The sequence below is a fragment of the Polaromonas sp. CG_23.6 genome, assembly GCF_029892315.1.
Lineage (GTDB): Bacteria > Pseudomonadota > Gammaproteobacteria > Burkholderiales > Burkholderiaceae_C > Polaromonas.
Genome location: NZ_JARXUY010000001.1, coordinates 918619 through 936338 on the forward strand (window position 1 = coordinate 918619; position 17720 = coordinate 936338).

The following is a 17720-nucleotide window of genomic DNA, read 5'->3' on the forward strand; positions in this document are numbered from 1 at the left end:
TCAGCCAACCGGTATGCCGGTTCCTGGGTCTGTTTTTGCAAGAGGCGTTTTGAGCGGATTTGTCATCGTTTGAGGGGAGCTTTCAGGCTAAAAAAAGAGGGTTGCCAGCATTCAAAAGGCTTGGAATGTCTTACAACAAGACATGTATTTTACCCGTTCTTGTCAAAACAGCCCTGAGCGGGTATCCATTACGCCTCGGGAGTTGGTCATCAACTCTGCAGTAAATGCGCCTGTGCGGCCCGTTTGATAGCCTGCGTCAGGCGCTCGGCGGCCAGCGGTTCGCGTGCCCAGTGTTGCCAGTACAGCACCACATCGACGGGCTGTCCGGGCACCACTTCCTGCAGCGGTGCCCGCCCTTTGCGTGCCTTCAGCAGCAGGTCGGGCACCATGCCCCAGCCCAGGCCAAGTTCCAGTGCCAGCTCGAAGGCATCGACCGCCGGCACGAAATGGCGTGGGTACAGCGCGCCCTGCAAATTGAAATGCTGCGCCAGCCAGGCGTCCTGCAACGCATCCTTGCGGTTGAAGATCACCGCCGGGCTGCGCAGCATGCGGTGCGGCAGCGCGCTGCCCCATTCGGCCACCAGCGCCGGCGCGGCCACGCAGCGGTAGCGCATGATGCCCAGCGGCTCGGCCACGCAGCCGCGCATGGGCTGCGCCAGCGTGGTGACGCAGCCGGTCACGTCGCCGCTTTTCAGCGCGTCATGCGTGTGGTCCTGGTCATCGACCACCACGTCGAGCAGCAGCCGGTGCTGCTGCAGCGCCGGTGCCACGCCCGGCAAGAACCAGCTGGCCAGCGAGTCGGCATTCACCGCCACGCTCAATGTCTGCAAGCGGGCACTGTCGGCGCCCGCCCCCGGCAGGCCGGCCATCAGGTCGGCTTCCATCAGGCGCAACTGCTTGACGTGCCCCAGCAGGGCCTGGCCGGCCGGCGTGGCACGAACCTGCTTGCCGCGCACCAGCAGCCGCTGGCCCAGAGCAGCTTCGAGCGACTTGATGCGCAAGGACACCGCCGCCAGCGTGACGCTCAGCGACTTGGCGGCCGCGCCAAAACTGCCGCTTTCAATCACCGCGGCGAGGGCTTCGAGTTGCCTGGGATCAAGCATGGGGTTTACTTTAGTTTTTATTGAGTAAAGCTAATTTTAGTTAATTCCATTTAATCGATTGGCCAATATTGCGACACTCACAAGGCGTCTGCAGGAACTCAGGCGCCTTGAGCTTTTGACCATTCACCCTGACGCGTGTCCCTTATGAACCTTTTCACAACGCCGGCTTTCTTCGCAGGCCTGGCTTTGAGCCTGTCGCTCATCATGGCCATCGGCCCGCAAAACGCGCATGTCATGCGCATGGGCCTGCGGCGCGAGCATTTGTGGCTGACCGTGGCGATTTGCGTCGTCACCGACGTGACGCTGATTGCCGTGGGCGTCGGCGGACTGGCGCAACTCGGCGGACTGTCTGCCAAATGGCTGGGCGCGTTGACAGGTGCCGGTGCGGTGCTGCTGTTCCTGTACGGCGCGCAGGCCATGCAGCGCTTTGTGCGGCCTGCCGCACCGGCCGGCTCAAGCATTGCCAGCGAGCCCGAAACCGCCATGTCGCGCCGCCGGGCGGTCTGGCTGGCGCTGGCCATGTCCTGGCTCAATCCGCATGCCTGGTTAGATACCGCCGTGCTGATGGGCACTGCGTCGCTGGCCTATGCCCAGCCTGACAACGCCGTGTTTGGCCTGGGCGCCGCAGCAGGGTCAATGCTCTGGTTCGTGGCCCTGGGCGTGGCGATGTGGAGCCTGGGCAGCCGGCTGAAGGCGCCGTGGATCTGGCGCGCACTGGACGGTCTGGTGGCGCTGATGATGTGGGGCACGGCGCTGTGGCTGCTGGCCGGGCTGGTATAGATTTATCTGAAAACAGCTATCAATAGAATAGCTGCCTAGCGAATACAGCTATGCGCAAAGCATTATTTGATACAAATTTTAGATTTCCGCGCCGCCAGATGCTTTGCTATCGCCAGAATTCCGGCTGGCTGTAATGGTGCTTCAAAAAGTCGATCCACAGCCGCACCCGCAGCGGCAGGTGCTTGCGCTGCGGAAACACGGCGTAAATGCCGTTCGGCGGCGCGGCAAAGTCTTCCAGCACTGCCACCAGCCGGCCAGCAGAAATTTCAGACTCGACCTCCCAGGTGCTGCGCCAGGCAATGCCGTAACCGGCCAGGCACCAGTCGTGCAGCACCTGGCCGTCCGAGCAGTCGAGCGGGCCGCCGGGCTTGAGGTGGATGATTTCAAAGTCGCCTGCAGGCTGCGTGCCCGGCGTAGCGCCTTCGCCTTGGCCTTGGCCTCGCTGAGTACCGCGCGGCACGCGAAACGCCCAGCCGCGCGTTTGCGAGGCGTCGCTTGACAGGCTCAGGCAGTCAAATCGCGCCAGATCGCCGGGATGCTGCGGCGTGCCGTGCCGGCTCAGGTAGTGCGGCGTGGCCACGCACAGCCGCCGGTTGTCGGCCAGGCGCACACTGACCAGCGACGAGTCGGGCATGTCGCCGACGCGCACCGCGCAGTCAAAGCCCTCGCCAGCCACGTCCACCACGCGGTCGCTCAGGTTCAGCGTGATGGTCACGTCGCCATGCTGCTCGCGGAACCGGGCCACCAGCGGTGCCACGTGGCGCCGGCCAAAACCCGCCGGCGCGGTGATGCGCAGGTGGCCGCTGGCCTTCACGCCACCGGCCGACACGCTGGCCTCGGCATTGGCCAGGTCGGCCAGCAGGCGCTGGCAGTCTTCCAGAAAAGCGCTGCCCTCGTGCGTCAGGCTGATGCGCCGGGTGGTGCGCACCAGCAGCTTGACGCCCAGCCGCTCTTCCAGTGCATCGAGCCGCCGGCCCATGATGGCCGGCGCCACGCCCTCGGCCAGCGCCGCTGCGGTCAGGCTGCCGCGCGCGACGACGGAAACAAAGGATTCGAGCTGCTTGAGTTTGGCCATGGACTGTGATTATCCGCACGAAGGCCGCCCCGTATCACTGGCATTTGTTTGGCATGATCCAGGCATGACTTCACGTTGCCTCACACCTCCTTCGATCTCATGCGTCATGCCGTCCTTCAACGAAGGCGCAAGCCTGGTCGTTGTCGTGCCGCAAACGCTGGCCGCACTCAGGCAGCTGTCGTCCCGGGTCGAGCTGATTGTGGTGGACGATGGCAGCCAGGACGACACCGCCAGCGTGATGCATCAGCTGTGCGCCGCGCATGCCCAGGTGCGCTACCTCAAGCTGTCGCGCAATTTTGGCAAGGAATCCGCGTTGACCGCCGGGCTTGATACCGGGCGCGGCGAGATCTTTATGCAGATGGATGCCGACGGCCAGCACCCCACGGCCCTGCTGCCCGAGATGCTCTTGAAATGGCAGCAGGGTGCCGATGTGGTGTATGCCCTGCGCAAGGCGCGGGATGACCAGTCGCCATTGCAGGCGGGCTTGATCGGTTTGTTTTACAAACTGATCAACTGGGGCAGCCGCATTGATATTCCGGCCAACGCAGGTGACTTCAGGCTGATGGACCGCCAGGTGGTGGACGCCCTCAAGGCCATGCCCGAGCGCAACCGTTTCATGAAGGGCATGTACGCCTGGGTCGGCTTTAGCAGCACGGCGATTGACTACGAACCCTTGCCACGCACCGACGGGTTGACCAAGTTCGGCATGGGCGGCTCGTTTTCGCTGGCGCTCACGGGCATGGTGGCGTTTTCCACGGCGCCGCTTCGGCTGCTGGCCTGGCTGGGGCTGCTGCTGGCGGTTTCGTCCATCGCTTATGGCGCATGGGAGGTGCTGCAGTACTTCATCTGGGGTATTTCGGTGCCCGGCTACGCCACGCTGGTGGTCAGCATGATGTTTTTGAATGGCATCCAGCTGCTGGGGCTGGGCATCATTGCCGAATACGTGGGGCGGATTTACGACGAAGTGAAGCGCCGGCCCAACTACATCGTGTCGCAACGCTGCGGCCAGGGGCTGCCCGATGGGCGTGATGAAGGCAAGCCGGGGGGTCGCGCTGCATGAACAGCGAGGTCAAGAACGGCTTCTGGTTTTTGGCCGTTGGCAGCACGGCCGCGCTGACCCATCTGGCGGTGTTCACATTGCTGGCGCACCGCATCTGGCCCGAGCTGGCCAATGCGAGCGGCTTTGGGGTGGCATTTTTTGTCAGCTTTTACGGCCATCGGCTGCTCAGTTTTCGCGATGCCAACACCACGACGGCGCAAAGCTTCATGCGATTCGTGCTCACGGCGCTGGCCGGTTTTGCCACCAATGAAGGGGTGTTTGTGCTGCTGCTGCGGGGGGCTGGCTGGCCCGCGCTGGCGGCCTTGCTGGTCGCGCTGGTCGCCGCTGCGGGACAAACTTTTCTACTCAGCCGGTTTTGGGCTTTCAGGCGCTGATCCCGGTGCCGCGAGGTCACCCGGTGCGGCTTGAACGCCTGGCTGGTACACCACCCAGGCGCGGCCCTTGAACACCTGGGTAAAACCGCCCATCGGCGCTTCCTGGCGGGCGACCACCCACACCCGCGCCTGCAGGGCAGCCTGCGCCAGCACTTCGGAGGTTTGCAGCACGCGCGCGGCCTGCGGATCGAATTTTTCGCCATCCAGCAACTCGTGCTGCCAGTCGTCGCCGTGGGACAGGCGCTTTTCAGGCCAGTCTTGAATCACCACCATGGGTCGGCTGGCCTGGCGGTAAAACGGCAGGTCATAGGCATAGTCGCCCAGCAGGTAAACCGTGTCTGACGGTTGGGCCCCGGCCGCCCGCAGCGCCTGTGCCACATCCTGCGCGCCATATTTGCGGGTGTATGTGGCCGCCGCAAAGTTGGCCGCCATGGCAATGCCGATGCCGAGGGCGCACAGCGCGGCAAACCACCGCCCCTGGGCCTGCGAGCCGAGCTTGATCCTGGCCACGGCGGCATCCCAGCCCAGCGCCGCCAGCAGAGCCAGCGGCGGCATGACCGGCAAGGCATAACCAATGATCTTGGAGCTGGGAATGGAAAAAAAGCCGATGATGGCCAGCAGCCAGATCCAGCACAGGGCCAGCCAGGGAGATGCTATTGAATTTATAGCTACTTGCGACCGCCTATATTGCGCTATGGCCTGATTCAATGCAAAAAATGCCCATGGAAACAGCAGCACAAACAGGCACAGAGCGTAAAACCACCAGGGCTGCCCGTTGTTGAAGGTGGTCGAACTGAAGCGGCTGATTTGCTGCGTGCCAAACAGGTAGTCCAGCATGCCGGGGTGCTGCCGCTCCACCAGCCAGAACCACGGCACGGCAATCGCTCCGAACAAGGCCACCCCCGAAACCCACGGCAGATAAAGCAATTTTTTGAGCTGCCGTGTCCAGACCAGCCAGACCAGCAACACCAGCCCCGGCAGTGCCAAACCGATCATTCCTTTGGACAACACACCGAGCGCGCAGGCCACAAAGCCCCAGCGGGCCAGACCGGCATGGGGCTTGTTGCCGTGCATGAAGGCCAGCGCAAAACACCAGATGGCCACGCCGATCCAGGCGCCTACCAGCATGTCGTGGTTCACATACTGCCCGGCCAGCAGAAACGACAGGCTGGTGCCCAGCATCCAGACCGCGCGGCGCGCAATGACTTCGGTCGAAAATTGGCGAACGCTCAGGTAGAGCGCCAGCAGCATCAGCCCCGCATGCAGTGCAGGCACCAGACGTACAGCCCAGACATGCACGCCAAAAGCCGCCATGGCCATTGCCTCCAGCCAATAGAGCAGGGGCGGCTTGTGAAAAAACGGAATGCCGTTCAGGCGCGGGATGAGCCAGTCGCCACTTTGCAGCATCCAGCGGCCGATTTCGCCGTAGCGTCCCTCGTCGGGCACGGCCAGGGGGCGCAGGGCAGCCAGCACCAGCAGCAGGGCAAAAAGTGCCGCCAGCGTCAGCCAGGATTTGCGTTGTTCAGTCACGCGGCAAAGTGTAACTTCGCCCCCCTGCAGAGCGTGACGCCCGCCAGTTTGAGGGCCTGGGGAAAAGCGTCGCTCGCCAGATAGGCATATTCCCAGGCACGGGCCGCGCCAATGTCGTCGCCTGCTTCGGCGTTGGTTGCCGGGTGGCACATGACGATGCTGCCCTCGGGTGCGCTTTGCAGCCATTGCGCCATCAGGTGCGCATAGCGCGGCGCGCCGCCGGTGAAGTCGTAAATGCCCGACAAGGCCGGCGCGCAAGCCATGCCTGCCGCCTTGGCCAGCCGCGCCAGTGCCGGTGCACCCATGCCGGAAATGATTCGGGTCTTGAGGCTTTTGTCGGCCTTTGCGCCCGTCGAAAGGCGAAAGTACGCTGCGTTTTTTGTAGCGAAGCGCTGCTGGACGGCGGCCACCAGCGCTTCGCGGATACCGGCAAACTGCTGCACATGCTGGTGCCCGTCAATATGGTCGGGCGGGCTTTTCCAGACCGCTTCAAACGCGTCAAGCTGGCGCTCGATCACGGCGCGCGCAGCCACCCGGTCAAAGCCGCCCAGCACCGCCTGGCGCATCGCCCCTGCCAGGGACACACCATGCCCTGCCGTGCGCGCAAACGCGCTGGTCCAGTCCAGGTGCAGGCCGACGTCGATCTGTCCGCGCATGGCCTGCAGCAGCGCGGCATCGCCGGCCCAGCGCGGCGACAGCACCATGACGCTGGTGGCGCTGATGCGGCCGGCGCCGGCCAGCGCGGCAATGCCCTGTGAAGCAGACGCATTTGCTGCAAAGTCATCCGCGCACAAAATCAGCTGCTTCATCGCGCGGGCCGGCCGGTTTTATTTCCGGGCCGCATGGCCGGCCGAAACCGCTGCGCGCAATGCCAGCAAATAGCTGTCCACGCCAAAGCCGCAGATCTGGCCACGCACGATGTCGGCGAACACCGACACATGGCGAAAAGTCTCGCGGGCATGGATGTTGGACATGTGCAGCTCAACGATGGGGCAGGTCAAAATTGCCAGTGCATCGCGGATGCCGTAGCTGTAATGCGTCCAGGCGCCGGCGTTGATCAGCACCGCGTCCACGCCGTCGGCATACGCCTGGTGAATGCGCTCGCACATCGCCCCTTCATGGTTGGTCTGGAAAGCTTCGACCTGCGCACCAAGCTCCTGGCCAAGTGCGCTGACGCTGGCATTGATCTCGTCCAGCGTGATGGTGCCGTACTGTTTCGGGTCGCGCTTGCCGAACAGGTTGAGGTTGATGCCGTGCAGCATGAGGATTTTCATCAAATTTCCTGGTGACATTGAGGATGACGGGGCAAATGCAGACAACGAAAAACGCCGCAATTCATGGGCTGGCGGCCGAACGCGCCGCCTTGGTGCCAGCGGCCTGCCCAGCATTCATTGTCCGTGATGGCAGGCATCAGGTCATCAGGACGCTGCGCCGCCAGAACGTGTTTCAGAGGGGTGACGCCATTTAAAACAGGGGGCTCGAAAGTGGGGACAGTTCGCCGCAATTCAGATTGCACCAATTAAAGTCACAGACAACTCGCATTTAAGGTTATTAATCTTTACGCGAGGATCAAATAAAGTAGCGACATGGAAAAAACACGCAATCCCAGCCGCCAGCCCCTGCGCGCCGTTCTGTTCGATGCCTACGGCACGCTGTTTGACGTGTACAGCGTCGGGCTGCTGGCCGAGCAACTGTTCCCCGGTCGCGGCCAGGCCTTGGGCGTCATGTGGCGCGACAAGCAGATTGAATACACCAACCTGGTCAGCACCAGCAACCACGGCGCGCACTACCAGCCTTTCTGGGACGTGACCCGCGCCGCGCTGCGCTATGCCTGCAAGCGGCTGGTCCTGGACCTGCGCAGCGCGCACGAAGAGCAGCTGATGAACCAGTACCGCTGCCTGACCGCCTTTCCTGAAAACCGCGAAGTGCTGCAGGCGCTGAAAAGCCGCGGCATTGTCACCGGCATCCTGTCCAATGGCGACCCGGCCATGCTCGCCGTGGCGGTCAAGTCCGCCGGGCTGGACGACGTGCTTGACCACGTGATCAGCACCGACAGCATCCGCAAATACAAGACCCATCCCGACGCCTATGCGCTGGGTCCGCAGGCGACCGGCGTGCCGGTGCAGCAAACTGCCTTTGTCAGCTGCAACAGCTGGGACGCGCTGGCCGCCACCTGGTATGGCTACCAGACGCTGTGGATCAACCGCTACCAGCTGCCGTTTGAAGAACTCGGCACCCAGCCGGTGTACACCGGCGCCAGCCTGCGCGATGTGCTGGCGCTGCCCCTGGGCGACCAATTGGCATGACGCCGCTGGACATCGTGTTGATCGGCACAGGCGGATTTGCTGCCGGCGCGGTCAACGCCATCGCGGGCGGCGGAACGTTTTTCTCGTTCCCGGCGATGCTGGCCGTGGGCCTTCCGCCGGTGGTCGCCAACGCCAGCAACTCGGTCGCCCTGTGGCCCGGCAGCCTGAGCGGTGCCTGGGCTTACCGGCAAGAGCTGGCGCGCTACAAGCGCTACCTGCTGCCCATGGGCATTGCCTCGTTCCTGGGCGGCACGGCGGGCGGTCTGCTGCTGCTGTCGGCCGGTGACGCGCGCTTTGCGGCGCTGATTCCCTGGCTGCTGGCCTTTGCCACGCTGCTGTTTGCCTTCAGCCCGCAGCTGTCAAAGGCCTTGAAAAAAATACGCCCGGCACCGGCTGAAAAAACCGGCACCGCGCATGGCGCCGGCTCGCCGGTAGGCTGGTTCGTGCAGTTGCTGGTGTCGATCTACGGCGGCTTCTTCGGCGCCGGCATGGGCATTTTGATGATGGCCAGCCTGGCGATTGGCGGCCATGAAGACGTGCAGCACATCAACGCGCTGAAAAACATTCTGTCGGCGGTGATCTACAGCGTCACGGTGATGACCTTCATCATTGCCGGCGCCGTCAGCTGGCCGCACACGCTGGTGATGGTGCTGACGGCCACCCTGGGCGGCTACTGGGGCGCCCGCATGGCGCGCAAAATCCAGGGGCCGTGGCTGCGCCGCATGGTGATTGCGGTCGGCAGCGCGCTGACGGTTTATTATTTTTACAAGACGCTGGGCTGAGCCGGTGACCGGCCGCCGGTCGTCAATGACCCATCCCCGGCTTTCAGCACAACGCATTTTTATTTTTTATTTTTTTAAAAGGAATCTTCCATGACCACCAACACCGAACGCACCAGCCGCCACGGCCTGCAGGTTGCGACTTCGCTCTTCAACTTCATCAACGACAAGGTGCTGCCCGGCACGGGCGTGGAAAGCGACACGTTCTGGACCGGCTTTGACGCCATCGTGTCCGACCTGGCGCCGAAGAACATCGCCCTGCTGGCCGAACGCGACCGCCTGCAGACCGAACTGGACACCTGGCACCAGGCCCATCCCGGCCCCATCGCCGACATGCCGGCCTACCGCGCTTTTCTGGAAGGCATCGGCTACCTCGTGCCCCAGCCCGCCACGGTTGCCATCACCACCGCCAACGTCGATGCCGAACTCGCCGTGCAAGCCGGCCCGCAGCTGGTCGTGCCGATCTTGAATGCCCGTTACGCCTTGAACGCTGCGAATTCGCGCTGGGGCTCGCTGTATGACGCGCTCTACGGCACCGACGCGATTGCCGAGACCGACGGCGCTGAAAAAGGCCAGGGCTACAACCCGGTGCGCGGCGCAAAGGTGATTGGCTTCGCCCGCAATTTGCTCGACCAGGCGGTCCCGCTGGCCAGCGGTTCGCACAAGGATGCGACCGGCTACAGCGTTGAAGATGGCCAACTGGTCATTGCCATGGAAAACGGCAGCACCCCGCTGCAGGACCCGGCCCAGTTCGTCGGCTACCAGGGCGGCACTGCCGCCCCCACGTCGGTGCTGCTGGTGCACAACGGCCTGCACCTCGACATCATCATCAACCGCACCACCACCATCGGCAAGACGGACGCCGCCGGCATCAGCGACCTGGTGATCGAGTCCGCGCTGTCGACCATCCTTGACCTGGAAGACTCGGTCACCGTGGTGGATGCCGAAGACAAGGTGCTGGCCTACGGCAACTGGCTCGGCATCTTGCAGGGCACGCTGACCGAGGAAGTCAGCAAGGGCGAAAAAACCTTCACGCGAGGCCTGAACCCCGACCGCGAATACACCGCCGCCAACGGCAATGGCGAAGTGCGCCTGCACGGCCGCTCGCTGATGTTCCTGCGCAATGTCGGCCATTTGATGACCAACCCGGCCATCCTGTACGCAGGCGGAAAAGAGATTCCCGAAGGCATCCTGGACGCCGTCGTGACCACGACCATCGCCCTGCATGACCTGAAGCGCCAGGGCCAGAGCGGCATCAAGAACTCGCGCACCGGCAGCGTCTACATCGTCAAGCCCAAGATGCACGGCCCGAAAGAAGTCGCCTTTGCCAGTGAATTGTTCGGCCGCGTCGAAAGCCTGCTCGGCTTGCCGGCCAACACCGTCAAGCTCGGCATCATGGACGAGGAGCGCCGCACCAGCGTCAACCTGAAAGCCTGCATTGCCGAAGCCGAAGCGCGCGTCGCCTTCATCAACACTGGTTTCCTCGACCGCACCGGCGACGAGATGCACAGCGCCATGCAGGCCGGCCCGATGATCCGCAAGGGCGACATGAAAACCACCGCCTGGATTCAGGCTTACGAAAAGAACAACGTGTTGACCGGCCTGGCCTGCGGCCTGCGCGGCAAGGCGCAGATCGGCAAGGGCATGTGGGCCATGCCCGACCTGATGGCCGCCATGCTGGAGCAGAAAATCGGCCACCCGAAAGCCGGCGCCAACACCGCCTGGGTGCCCAGCCCGACCGCCGCCACGCTGCACGCGCTGCATTACCACCAGGTGCTGGTCAGTGACGTGCAAAAGGAACTGGAAAAGATCGACGCCAACGCCGAGCGCGACACCCTGCTCAACGGCTTGCTGACGATTCCGGTCACCGCCACGCCGAACTGGTCGGATGCCGACAAGCAGCAGGAACTCGACAACAACGCGCAGGGCATTCTGGGCTACGTGGTGCGCTGGATCGACCAGGGCGTGGGCTGCTCCAAGGTGCCCGACATCCACAACGTCGCGTTGATGGAAGACCGCGCCACGCTGCGCATTTCCAGCCAGCACATGGCCAACTGGCTGCTGCACGGCGTCGTGACCAAAGCGCAAGTCACCGAAACCTTCGAGCGCATGGCCGCCGTGGTCGATGGCCAGAACGCGGGTGACGCGCTGTACCAGCCGATGGCCGGGCACTTCGACACGTCGGCAGCCTACAAGGCGGCGTGCGACCTGGTGTTCAAGGGGCTGGAGCAGCCCAGCGGCTACACCGAGCCGCTGCTGCATGCGTGGCGCTTGAAAGTGAAGGCCGGAACGGCTTGAGTCTGGTGGCGCGGGTTGCTATTAATTAAATAGCTGCTTGAGGCTGTCCAGAATGCGCTGGAGGCCTTTTTGGCTTGTAAAAAAAGAAAACGGCGCCTGCGGGCGCCGTTTTCAATTCAAAGCGTTGGAATCAATCGCTTGAATAGGTCCGCGAACTCCAAAAGCTTCAGCCTGTTCGTCCGCATTACCGCCAAGGAGCGCGCTCCGTCCAATGTCTTGCGCGGCAGCTTCATTGGCGTAGTCCCACTTTTGTTCCCTTGACCCTAAAAACGCCTGAATTTCAATTCAAACCCACACAGGAAGATGTTTATGGTTAATAATTGCTGCACTGCAACATTTTTTATAAAGGCTTCCCATGTTCACCAATACTTCTTTTGAATCCATCGCCAAAACCATGAAGGAAAATGCGGAAAAATTCAGCCCTGCGGCTTCGCAGGAAGCGTTCAAGCCGGTGATGGACCAGCTCAAGGCCTGGGGCGACCTGACCCAAAAGCAAGCGCAAGCCGCGCAAGCTGCCATGGCCGAAACCGTCGAATCCTTCAAGAACATCAAGGAGCCGAAAGCCGCTTTTGAAGCCCTGAAGGCATCGGCTGAAAGCAGCATCGCCATTGCATCGCAAAATCTGAAAGATGTCACCGCTCTGGGCGTTGCACAGTTCCAGTCGAGCATTGACACGATGCAAAAGTCGAGCCCTGCACCAGAAGCTTTTGCCAGTGTGGCAAAAGGCTTCAAGGACGCTGCTTCCAAAGTGGAAAATGCCCTGGAATCGGCAATGAAAAATGGCGCTGTTGCAGTCAAGAAGGCCCGTGGCGCCTGATTCCGGCAAATCCCGGCCCTGACCCATCTTCGGCTTCATTGAGGCGGTCAAGGCCACAGGATTTCACGGCTCCGGATTGCATCTGAGCTTTTCCCTTCAAAGAAACCCGGCCATGCGCCGGGTTTCTTTGTTGCGCGCTGAATAATCTTTCCGAAACACCGTCCAGCGCTGCGCTTTTGTTACAGACGAGCGCTGCAGTTGTCAGCGGCGGGCCTGCCCGAGGGGTCTGCGCACAGGGGTAAACTTCCAATCCTGAGATGACTTGACATTCATACCGCGACGTTCAGCTTGTCGATGCGGGGATCCCGCCGCTGCAAAACCGATGTTCCCGAGGGTGGCAACCCGACGTGTCCTTCAGCTTGACGACAGGCATGTCAGCCATATTGCCAGGCCAACTCAATTTCCCAACAGCAAGAGGAGCCCCATGACAGCCGGAAAATCAAAAATCATCTACACGCTCACCGACGAGGCGCCGCTGCTGGCGACTTGGTCCTTTTTGCCTGTCGTGCGTGCCTTCACGGCGCCGGCCGGCATTGAAGTGTCCGAAAGCGACATCTCGGTCGCCGCCCGGGTGCTGGCCGAATTTCCAGAGTGCCTGACCGACGCGCAAAAAGTGCCCAACACGCTGGCCGAGCTGGGCCGCCTGACGCAGGACCCGGACACCAACATCATCAAGCTGCCCAACGTCAGCGCCTCGCAGGGCCAGCTCATCGCCGCCGTCAAGGAACTGCAGTCCAAGGGCTTCAAGTTGCCCGACTACCCCGAAAGCCCCACGAGCGACGCCGAAAAAGAGATTCGCGCGCGCTATGCCCGCTGCATCGGCAGCGCCGTCAATCCGGTGCTGCGCGAAGGCAATTCGGACCGCCGCGCACCCAAGGCCGTCAAGGAATACGCCCGCAAGAACCCGCATTCGATGGCCGACTGGAGCCAGGCGTCGCGCTCGCATGTCTCGCACATGCATCACGGCGACTTCTACCACGGCGAAAAGTCGCTGACACTTGGCACGGCGCGTGACGTGAAGATGGAACTGCTCACCCAAAGCGGCAAGACCATCGTCCTGAAGCCCAAGGTGTCGCTGCTGGCTGGCGAGATCATCGACTCGATGTTCATGAGCAAGAAGTCGCTGGTCGAGTTCTACGAAAAGGAAATCGACGACGCCTTCACCACCGGCGTGATGTTCTCGCTGCATGTCAAGGCAACGATGATGAAGGTCTCGCACCCCATCGTGTTCGGCCACTGCGTGAAGATTTTCTACAAGGACGCGTTTGCCAAGCACGGCGCGCTGTTCGATGAAATCGGCGTGAACGTGAACAACGGCATGGCCAACCTGTACGAGAAGGTCGCCACCCTGCCGCAAAGCACGCAAGACGAGATCAAGCGCGACCTGCATGCCTGCCACGAAGGCCGGCCCGAGCTGGCCATGGTCGATTCGGCCAAGGGCATCACCAATTTCCACTCGCCCAACGACATCATCGTTGACGCGTCCATGCCGGCGATGATCCGGAACGGCGGCAAGATGTGGGGCGCCGACGGCCGCCTGAAAGACGTCAAGGCAGTGATGCCCGAATCGACCTTTGCCCGCATCTACCAGGAGATCATCAACTTCTGCAAATGGCACGGCAACTTCGACCCCAAGACCATGGGCACCGTGCCCAACGTCGGCCTGATGGCCCAGCAGGCCGAGGAATACGGCTCGCACGACAAGACGTTCGAGATTGCCGAGGACGGCGTGGCCAACATCGTGGACATTGCCACCGGCGAGGTGCTGCTGAGCCAGGACGTGGAAGCCGGCGACATCTGGCGCATGTGCCAGGTCAAGGACGCGCCGATCCGCGACTGGGTCAAGCTGGCCGTCACGCGTGCGCGCAACTCGGGCATGCCGGCCGTGTTCTGGCTCGACCCGTACCGCCCGCATGAAAACGAGCTGATCAAGAAGGTGCAGGCCTACCTGAAAGAGCACGACACCAAGGGCCTGGACATTCAGATCATGTCGCAGGTACGCGCCATGCGCTTCACGCTGGAGCGCGTCGCGCGCGGGCTGGACACCATCTCGGTGACCGGCAACATCCTGCGCGACTACCTGACCGACCTGTTCCCGATCATGGAACTGGGCACCAGCGCCAAGATGCTGTCCATCGTGCCGTTGATGGCCGGCGGCGGCATGTACGAAACCGGCGCCGGTGGTTCGGCGCCCAAGCATGTGCAGCAGCTGGTGGAAGAAAACCACCTGCGCTGGGACTCGCTGGGCGAATTCCTGGCGCTGGCCGTGTCGCTTGAAGACCTGTCACTGAAGACCGGCAACACCCAGGCCGGGTTGCTGGCCCGCACGCTGGACGCCGCCACCGGCAAGCTGCTGGACAACAACAAGGGCCCCAAAACCCGCACCGGCGAACTCGACAACCGGGGCAGCCATTTCTACCTGGCGATGTACTGGGCGCAGGCGCTGGCCGAGCAGGCCGACGACGTGGCATTGCAGGCGCACTTCGCGCCGCTGGCCAAGTCGCTGGCCGAAAACGAGGCAAAAATCGTCGCCGAGATGAAGGAAGTGCAGGGCCAGCCGGTGGACATCGGCGGCTACTACCTGCTGGATGCGGAAAAGGTCAAGGCGGTGATGCGTCCAAGCGCCACCTTCAATGCCGCGCTGAGCGCGGTGCAAGGCTAAAAAGCCGGGCGGGCCGGCCCCAAGGCCAGCCCTTCAACGCCCTGCAGGCCGCAGGCCGTCGCAAGACGGCCTGCGGCTTTTTCGTTCAGGTCCGAACCCTTGCGCCAAGGTGCGGATGGCGCCGCATCATGCTGCTATGAATTAAATAGCTGCCTGCGCATGATGGACATGCGCAAATAGCACTTTTTACCCTTAAAAACTACCCGCCATCACCTGAGGGCGCGGTTTTTCTATGGACAATAGCGTTTTGCAACGGGGCGCCAGGCCCGGGAAGGCCTTCAGGCCCAGAGCGCGCCAGCCTTTTCCCGGTCAATGCCTGCGGGCAGCCCGTGCCGTCCGGCGCTGGCTGTCCTGGAAGCCCCCATCCCTTCATTTCATGTTCGGCCCCGGCCGACGCCATCAGGAGCCTTGATGACCGACCCGACCCCTTCCTTTTTCAAACGCGTTTCGCTCGCCTTCGGCAGCTTTTTCAGCACCTTGGGCGATGGCAACTATGCCGCCCGCGTGCAGGCGTTGCGCGAGCAGGGTGATGCGCCTGCCGCACCTGTCGCAGCGGCTGCTCCTGCGCCCGCGCCCGTCGCACCGCCCGTCTTCAAGGAAGCCACGCCCGAAGCAGCGCTGCAACTGCTGGCCTTGCTGCAGCGCGAGGCACGACTGATCGATTTTGTCCAGGAAGATTTGACGGGTTACACCGACGCCGAGATCGGCGGGCCGGCGCGGCTGGTGCATGAGGGTTGCGCCAAGGTGCTGCGCGAGCATTTCACGCTGGCGCCGGTCCAGCCCGAGGCCGAAGGCAGCCGCATCATGCTGAACGACGGCTTTGATGCCCGCGCCATCCGCCTGACCGGCAACGTGGTCGGCCAGGCGCCGTTCCATGGCGCCCTGAGCCATCGGGGCTGGCGTGCCCTTGATACCCGGCTGCCGCGCCTGGCCGCCGGCCACGACGCCAGCGTGCTGGCGCAGGCCGAGGTGGAGCTGTGAACGCCGCCACGACTGACAAGACCGCCCAAGCTGAAAGCGCCGTGGACGGGCCGCAGTTTTCCATCGGCATCGACCTGGGCACCACGCACTGCGCGCTGGCCTGGGTGGACATTGGCGCCAGCGACGGCGAAAAAACGGTTTACGGCGTGCTCGCTGTTCCGCAACTGACCGCGCCTGGCAGTGTCGGCAACCTGCCGCTGCTGCCGTCGTTTTTGTACCTGCCGCATGAAAGCGAACTGGCCGCCGATGACCTGGCGCTGCCGTGGAGCGCAGAGCAGGACTTTGCCGTCGGCGAAATGGCGCGGACACGCGGCGCGCAGACGCCGATCCGCCTGGTGTCCAGCGCCAAGAGCTGGCTTTGCCATACCGGTGTGGACCGGCGCGCTGCCATTTTGCCAAACGACGCGCCGCCCGAAGTTGCGCGCGTCTCGCCGCTCGAAGCCTCGACCCGCTACCTGGCGCATCTGCGCCACGCCTGGGACCAGGCGCACCCCGAAGCGCCGTTCGACCAGCAGGACGTGACCATCACGATTCCAGCGTCGTTCGACCCGGCCGCACGCGAACTGACCGCCGAGGCGGCCCGCGCTGCCGGCTACGTGTCAATGACGCTTCTGGAGGAGCCGCAGGCCGCGCTCTACCACTGGATACAGGCGAGCGCCGGCCAGTGGCGCAAGGACGTCAAGCCGGGCGAGATCATCCTGGTGATCGACGTCGGCGGCGGCACCAGCGACTTTTCGCTGATCGCCGTGCTGGAGCGCGAAGGCAACCTGGAACTGCACCGCGTCGCCGTGGGCGACCACATTTTGCTGGGCGGCGACAACATGGACCTGATGCTGGCGCATGTCGTGGCGCGCAAACTGGCCGCCGAGGGCAAGCAACTGGACCCGTGGCAGATGCGCGCGCTGACCTACGCCTGCCGCAGCGCCAAGGAAAACCTGCTGTCTGACGCCGCGCTCGACGCGCAGCCCCTCGTCGTCCCCAGCCGGGGCGCCAAGCTGATCGGCGGCGCGGTGCGCACCGAGCTGACCCAGGCCGAGGTCCGGGCGTCGCTGCTCGAAGGCTTCTTCCCGACGGTGGACGCGGCGGCCCGGCCGGTGAACCGCGCGCGCGGCGGCCTGACGCAACTGGGCCTGCCGTACGCGCAGGACGCCGGCGTGACGCGCCACCTGGCCGCCCTGCTGGGCCGCCAGGCCGGCGCCACGGCCGAGCTTGAAGGCTTTGCCGGAACGATTGATGCGGGCGCCAGCTTTTTGCATCCGACGGCGGTGTTGTTCAACGGCGGCGTCTTCAAGTCCGACCTCCTGGTCGAGCGCACGCTGGCGACGCTCAACGGCTGGCTCGCCGCCGAGCAGGCCCCGGCGGCGCGCGCGCTCAGCGGCGCCGACATGGACCTGGCGGTAGCGCGCGGCGCGGCCTATTACGGCTACGTGCGGCGCGGCCAGGGCGTGCGGATTCGCGGCGGCACGGCGCGCGCCTATTACGTCGCGGTCGAGTCGGCAATGCCGGCCATTCCGGGCTTCGAGCCACCCATCCAGGCGCTGTGCATTGCGCCCTTCGGCATGGAAGAAGGCATTGAGGCCGAGCTGCAGACGCAGGAATTCGGCCTGGTCGTTGGCGAGCCGATGCACCTGCGCTTTTTCGGCTCGTCAGTGCGGCGCCAGGACCCGCTGGGCGCGCTGCTCGATGTCTGGCAGCCCGACGAATTGCAGGAACTCGGCGAGATCCAGGCCACGCTGCCCGCCGAAGGCCGGCAGGCCGGCGAGATCGTGCAGGTCCGGCTGCGCGCCGTGGCCACCGACACCGGCACGCTGGCGTTGACGGCGGTGGCCACGCAGGGTGGCGAGCACTGGAAGGTGGAGTTCGATGTGCGCGCGGGCGGGCAGGCGGCTTGAAGCGGGCCGTTTTGCGCCTTCCCCGGCGTGGGCGGTTTGCAGATCCAGGCATTGAATTGATGC

General features: G+C 63.6%; 15 protein-coding genes. 10 read left to right on the top strand and 5 right to left on the bottom strand.

The features are described from left to right. Positions 1-209: 209 nt before the first annotated feature. Positions 210-1103 carry an HTH-type transcriptional regulator ArgP gene (locus tag H4V98_RS04360; RefSeq protein WP_196864280.1) on the bottom strand — a complete coding sequence of 298 codons (894 nt, stop codon included), beginning with the start codon at positions 1101-1103 and terminating at the stop codon, positions 210-212. Positions 1104-1247: 144 nt separating this feature from the next. Here H4V98_RS04360 and H4V98_RS04365 point away from each other — a divergent pair, with 144 nt between their 5' ends. After that, on the top strand, positions 1248-1883 hold the full coding sequence (locus tag H4V98_RS04365; RefSeq protein ID WP_280757294.1) for a LysE family transporter: 636 nt from the start codon (positions 1248-1250) through the stop codon (positions 1881-1883). Positions 1884-1989: 106 nt separating this feature from the next. Here the strand turns inward: H4V98_RS04365 and H4V98_RS04370 are convergent, their stop codons facing one another. Then, positions 1990-2958, bottom strand: coding sequence for a LysR family transcriptional regulator (locus tag H4V98_RS04370; protein WP_280757295.1), 969 nt, complete (start codon positions 2956-2958; stop codon positions 1990-1992). Positions 2959-3022: 64 nt separating this feature from the next. Between H4V98_RS04370 and H4V98_RS04375 the strand changes: the two genes are divergently transcribed. Both H4V98_RS04375 and H4V98_RS04380 read left to right on the top strand, forming a co-directional pair. Then, positions 3023-4018: a glycosyltransferase family 2 protein gene (locus tag H4V98_RS04375; RefSeq protein WP_196864277.1), complete on the top strand. Its 996-nt coding sequence runs from the start codon at positions 3023-3025 to the stop codon at positions 4016-4018. Beyond that, positions 4015-4392, top strand: coding sequence for a GtrA family protein (locus tag H4V98_RS04380; protein WP_196864276.1), 378 nt, complete (start codon positions 4015-4017; stop codon positions 4390-4392). The genes H4V98_RS04375 and H4V98_RS04380 overlap by 4 nt, the downstream gene beginning before the upstream one ends. Here the strand turns inward: H4V98_RS04380 and H4V98_RS04385 are convergent. From H4V98_RS04385 to aroQ, 3 genes are read right to left on the bottom strand one after another with little or no spacing between them, the layout of a single operon-like run. Then, on the bottom strand, positions 4360-5922 hold the full coding sequence (locus tag H4V98_RS04385) for a glycosyltransferase family 39 protein (RefSeq protein WP_196864275.1): 1563 nt from the start codon (positions 5920-5922) through the stop codon (positions 4360-4362). The genes H4V98_RS04380 and H4V98_RS04385 overlap by 33 nt on opposite strands. Then, the gene (locus H4V98_RS04390; protein WP_196864274.1) at positions 5919-6731 is read right to left on the bottom strand and encodes a ChbG/HpnK family deacetylase; all 813 of its coding nucleotides are present in this window, start codon (positions 6729-6731) and stop codon (positions 5919-5921) included. The genes H4V98_RS04385 and H4V98_RS04390 overlap by 4 nt, the downstream gene beginning before the upstream one ends. 18 nt (positions 6732-6749) lie before the next feature. Beyond that, on the bottom strand, positions 6750-7196 hold the full coding sequence (gene aroQ, locus H4V98_RS04395) for a type II 3-dehydroquinate dehydratase (RefSeq protein WP_196864273.1): 447 nt from the start codon (positions 7194-7196) through the stop codon (positions 6750-6752). A 312-nt stretch (positions 7197-7508) separates the two neighbouring features. Here aroQ and H4V98_RS04400 point away from each other — a divergent pair, with 312 nt between their 5' ends. From H4V98_RS04400 to H4V98_RS04430, 7 genes are all read left to right on the top strand, one after another. Beyond that, a complete protein-coding gene (locus tag H4V98_RS04400) occupies positions 7509-8228 on the top strand; it encodes a haloacid dehalogenase type II (protein ID WP_196864272.1) in 720 nt (239 codons plus the stop codon). Beyond that, entirely contained in the window at positions 8225-9010 is a 786-nt protein-coding gene (locus H4V98_RS04405) for a sulfite exporter TauE/SafE family protein (RefSeq protein WP_196864271.1), read from the top strand. Before H4V98_RS04400 ends, H4V98_RS04405 begins: the two co-directional genes overlap by 4 nt. Before the next feature lie 90 nt (positions 9011-9100). Beyond that, complete coding sequence (locus H4V98_RS04410) at positions 9101-11305, top strand: malate synthase G (protein ID WP_196864270.1); 2205 nt, start codon at positions 9101-9103, stop codon at positions 11303-11305. Positions 11306-11660: 355 nt separating this feature from the next. Continuing rightward, a complete protein-coding gene (locus tag H4V98_RS04415) occupies positions 11661-12122 on the top strand; it encodes a hypothetical protein (RefSeq protein ID WP_280757296.1) in 462 nt (153 codons plus the stop codon). Between the two features lie 424 nt (positions 12123-12546). Continuing rightward, positions 12547-14784: an NADP-dependent isocitrate dehydrogenase gene (locus H4V98_RS04420; RefSeq protein WP_196864268.1), complete on the top strand. Its 2238-nt coding sequence runs from the start codon at positions 12547-12549 to the stop codon at positions 14782-14784. A 411-nt stretch (positions 14785-15195) separates the two neighbouring features. Continuing rightward, positions 15196-15765 (top strand): DUF2760 domain-containing protein, encoded by a 570-nt coding sequence (locus tag H4V98_RS04425; RefSeq protein ID WP_196864267.1) that lies wholly within the window; start codon positions 15196-15198, stop codon positions 15763-15765. 41 nt (positions 15766-15806) lie between these two features. Further along, complete coding sequence (locus tag H4V98_RS04430) at positions 15807-17657, top strand: Hsp70 family protein (protein WP_196864339.1); 1851 nt, start codon at positions 15807-15809, stop codon at positions 17655-17657. Positions 17658-17720 lie beyond the last annotated feature (63 nt).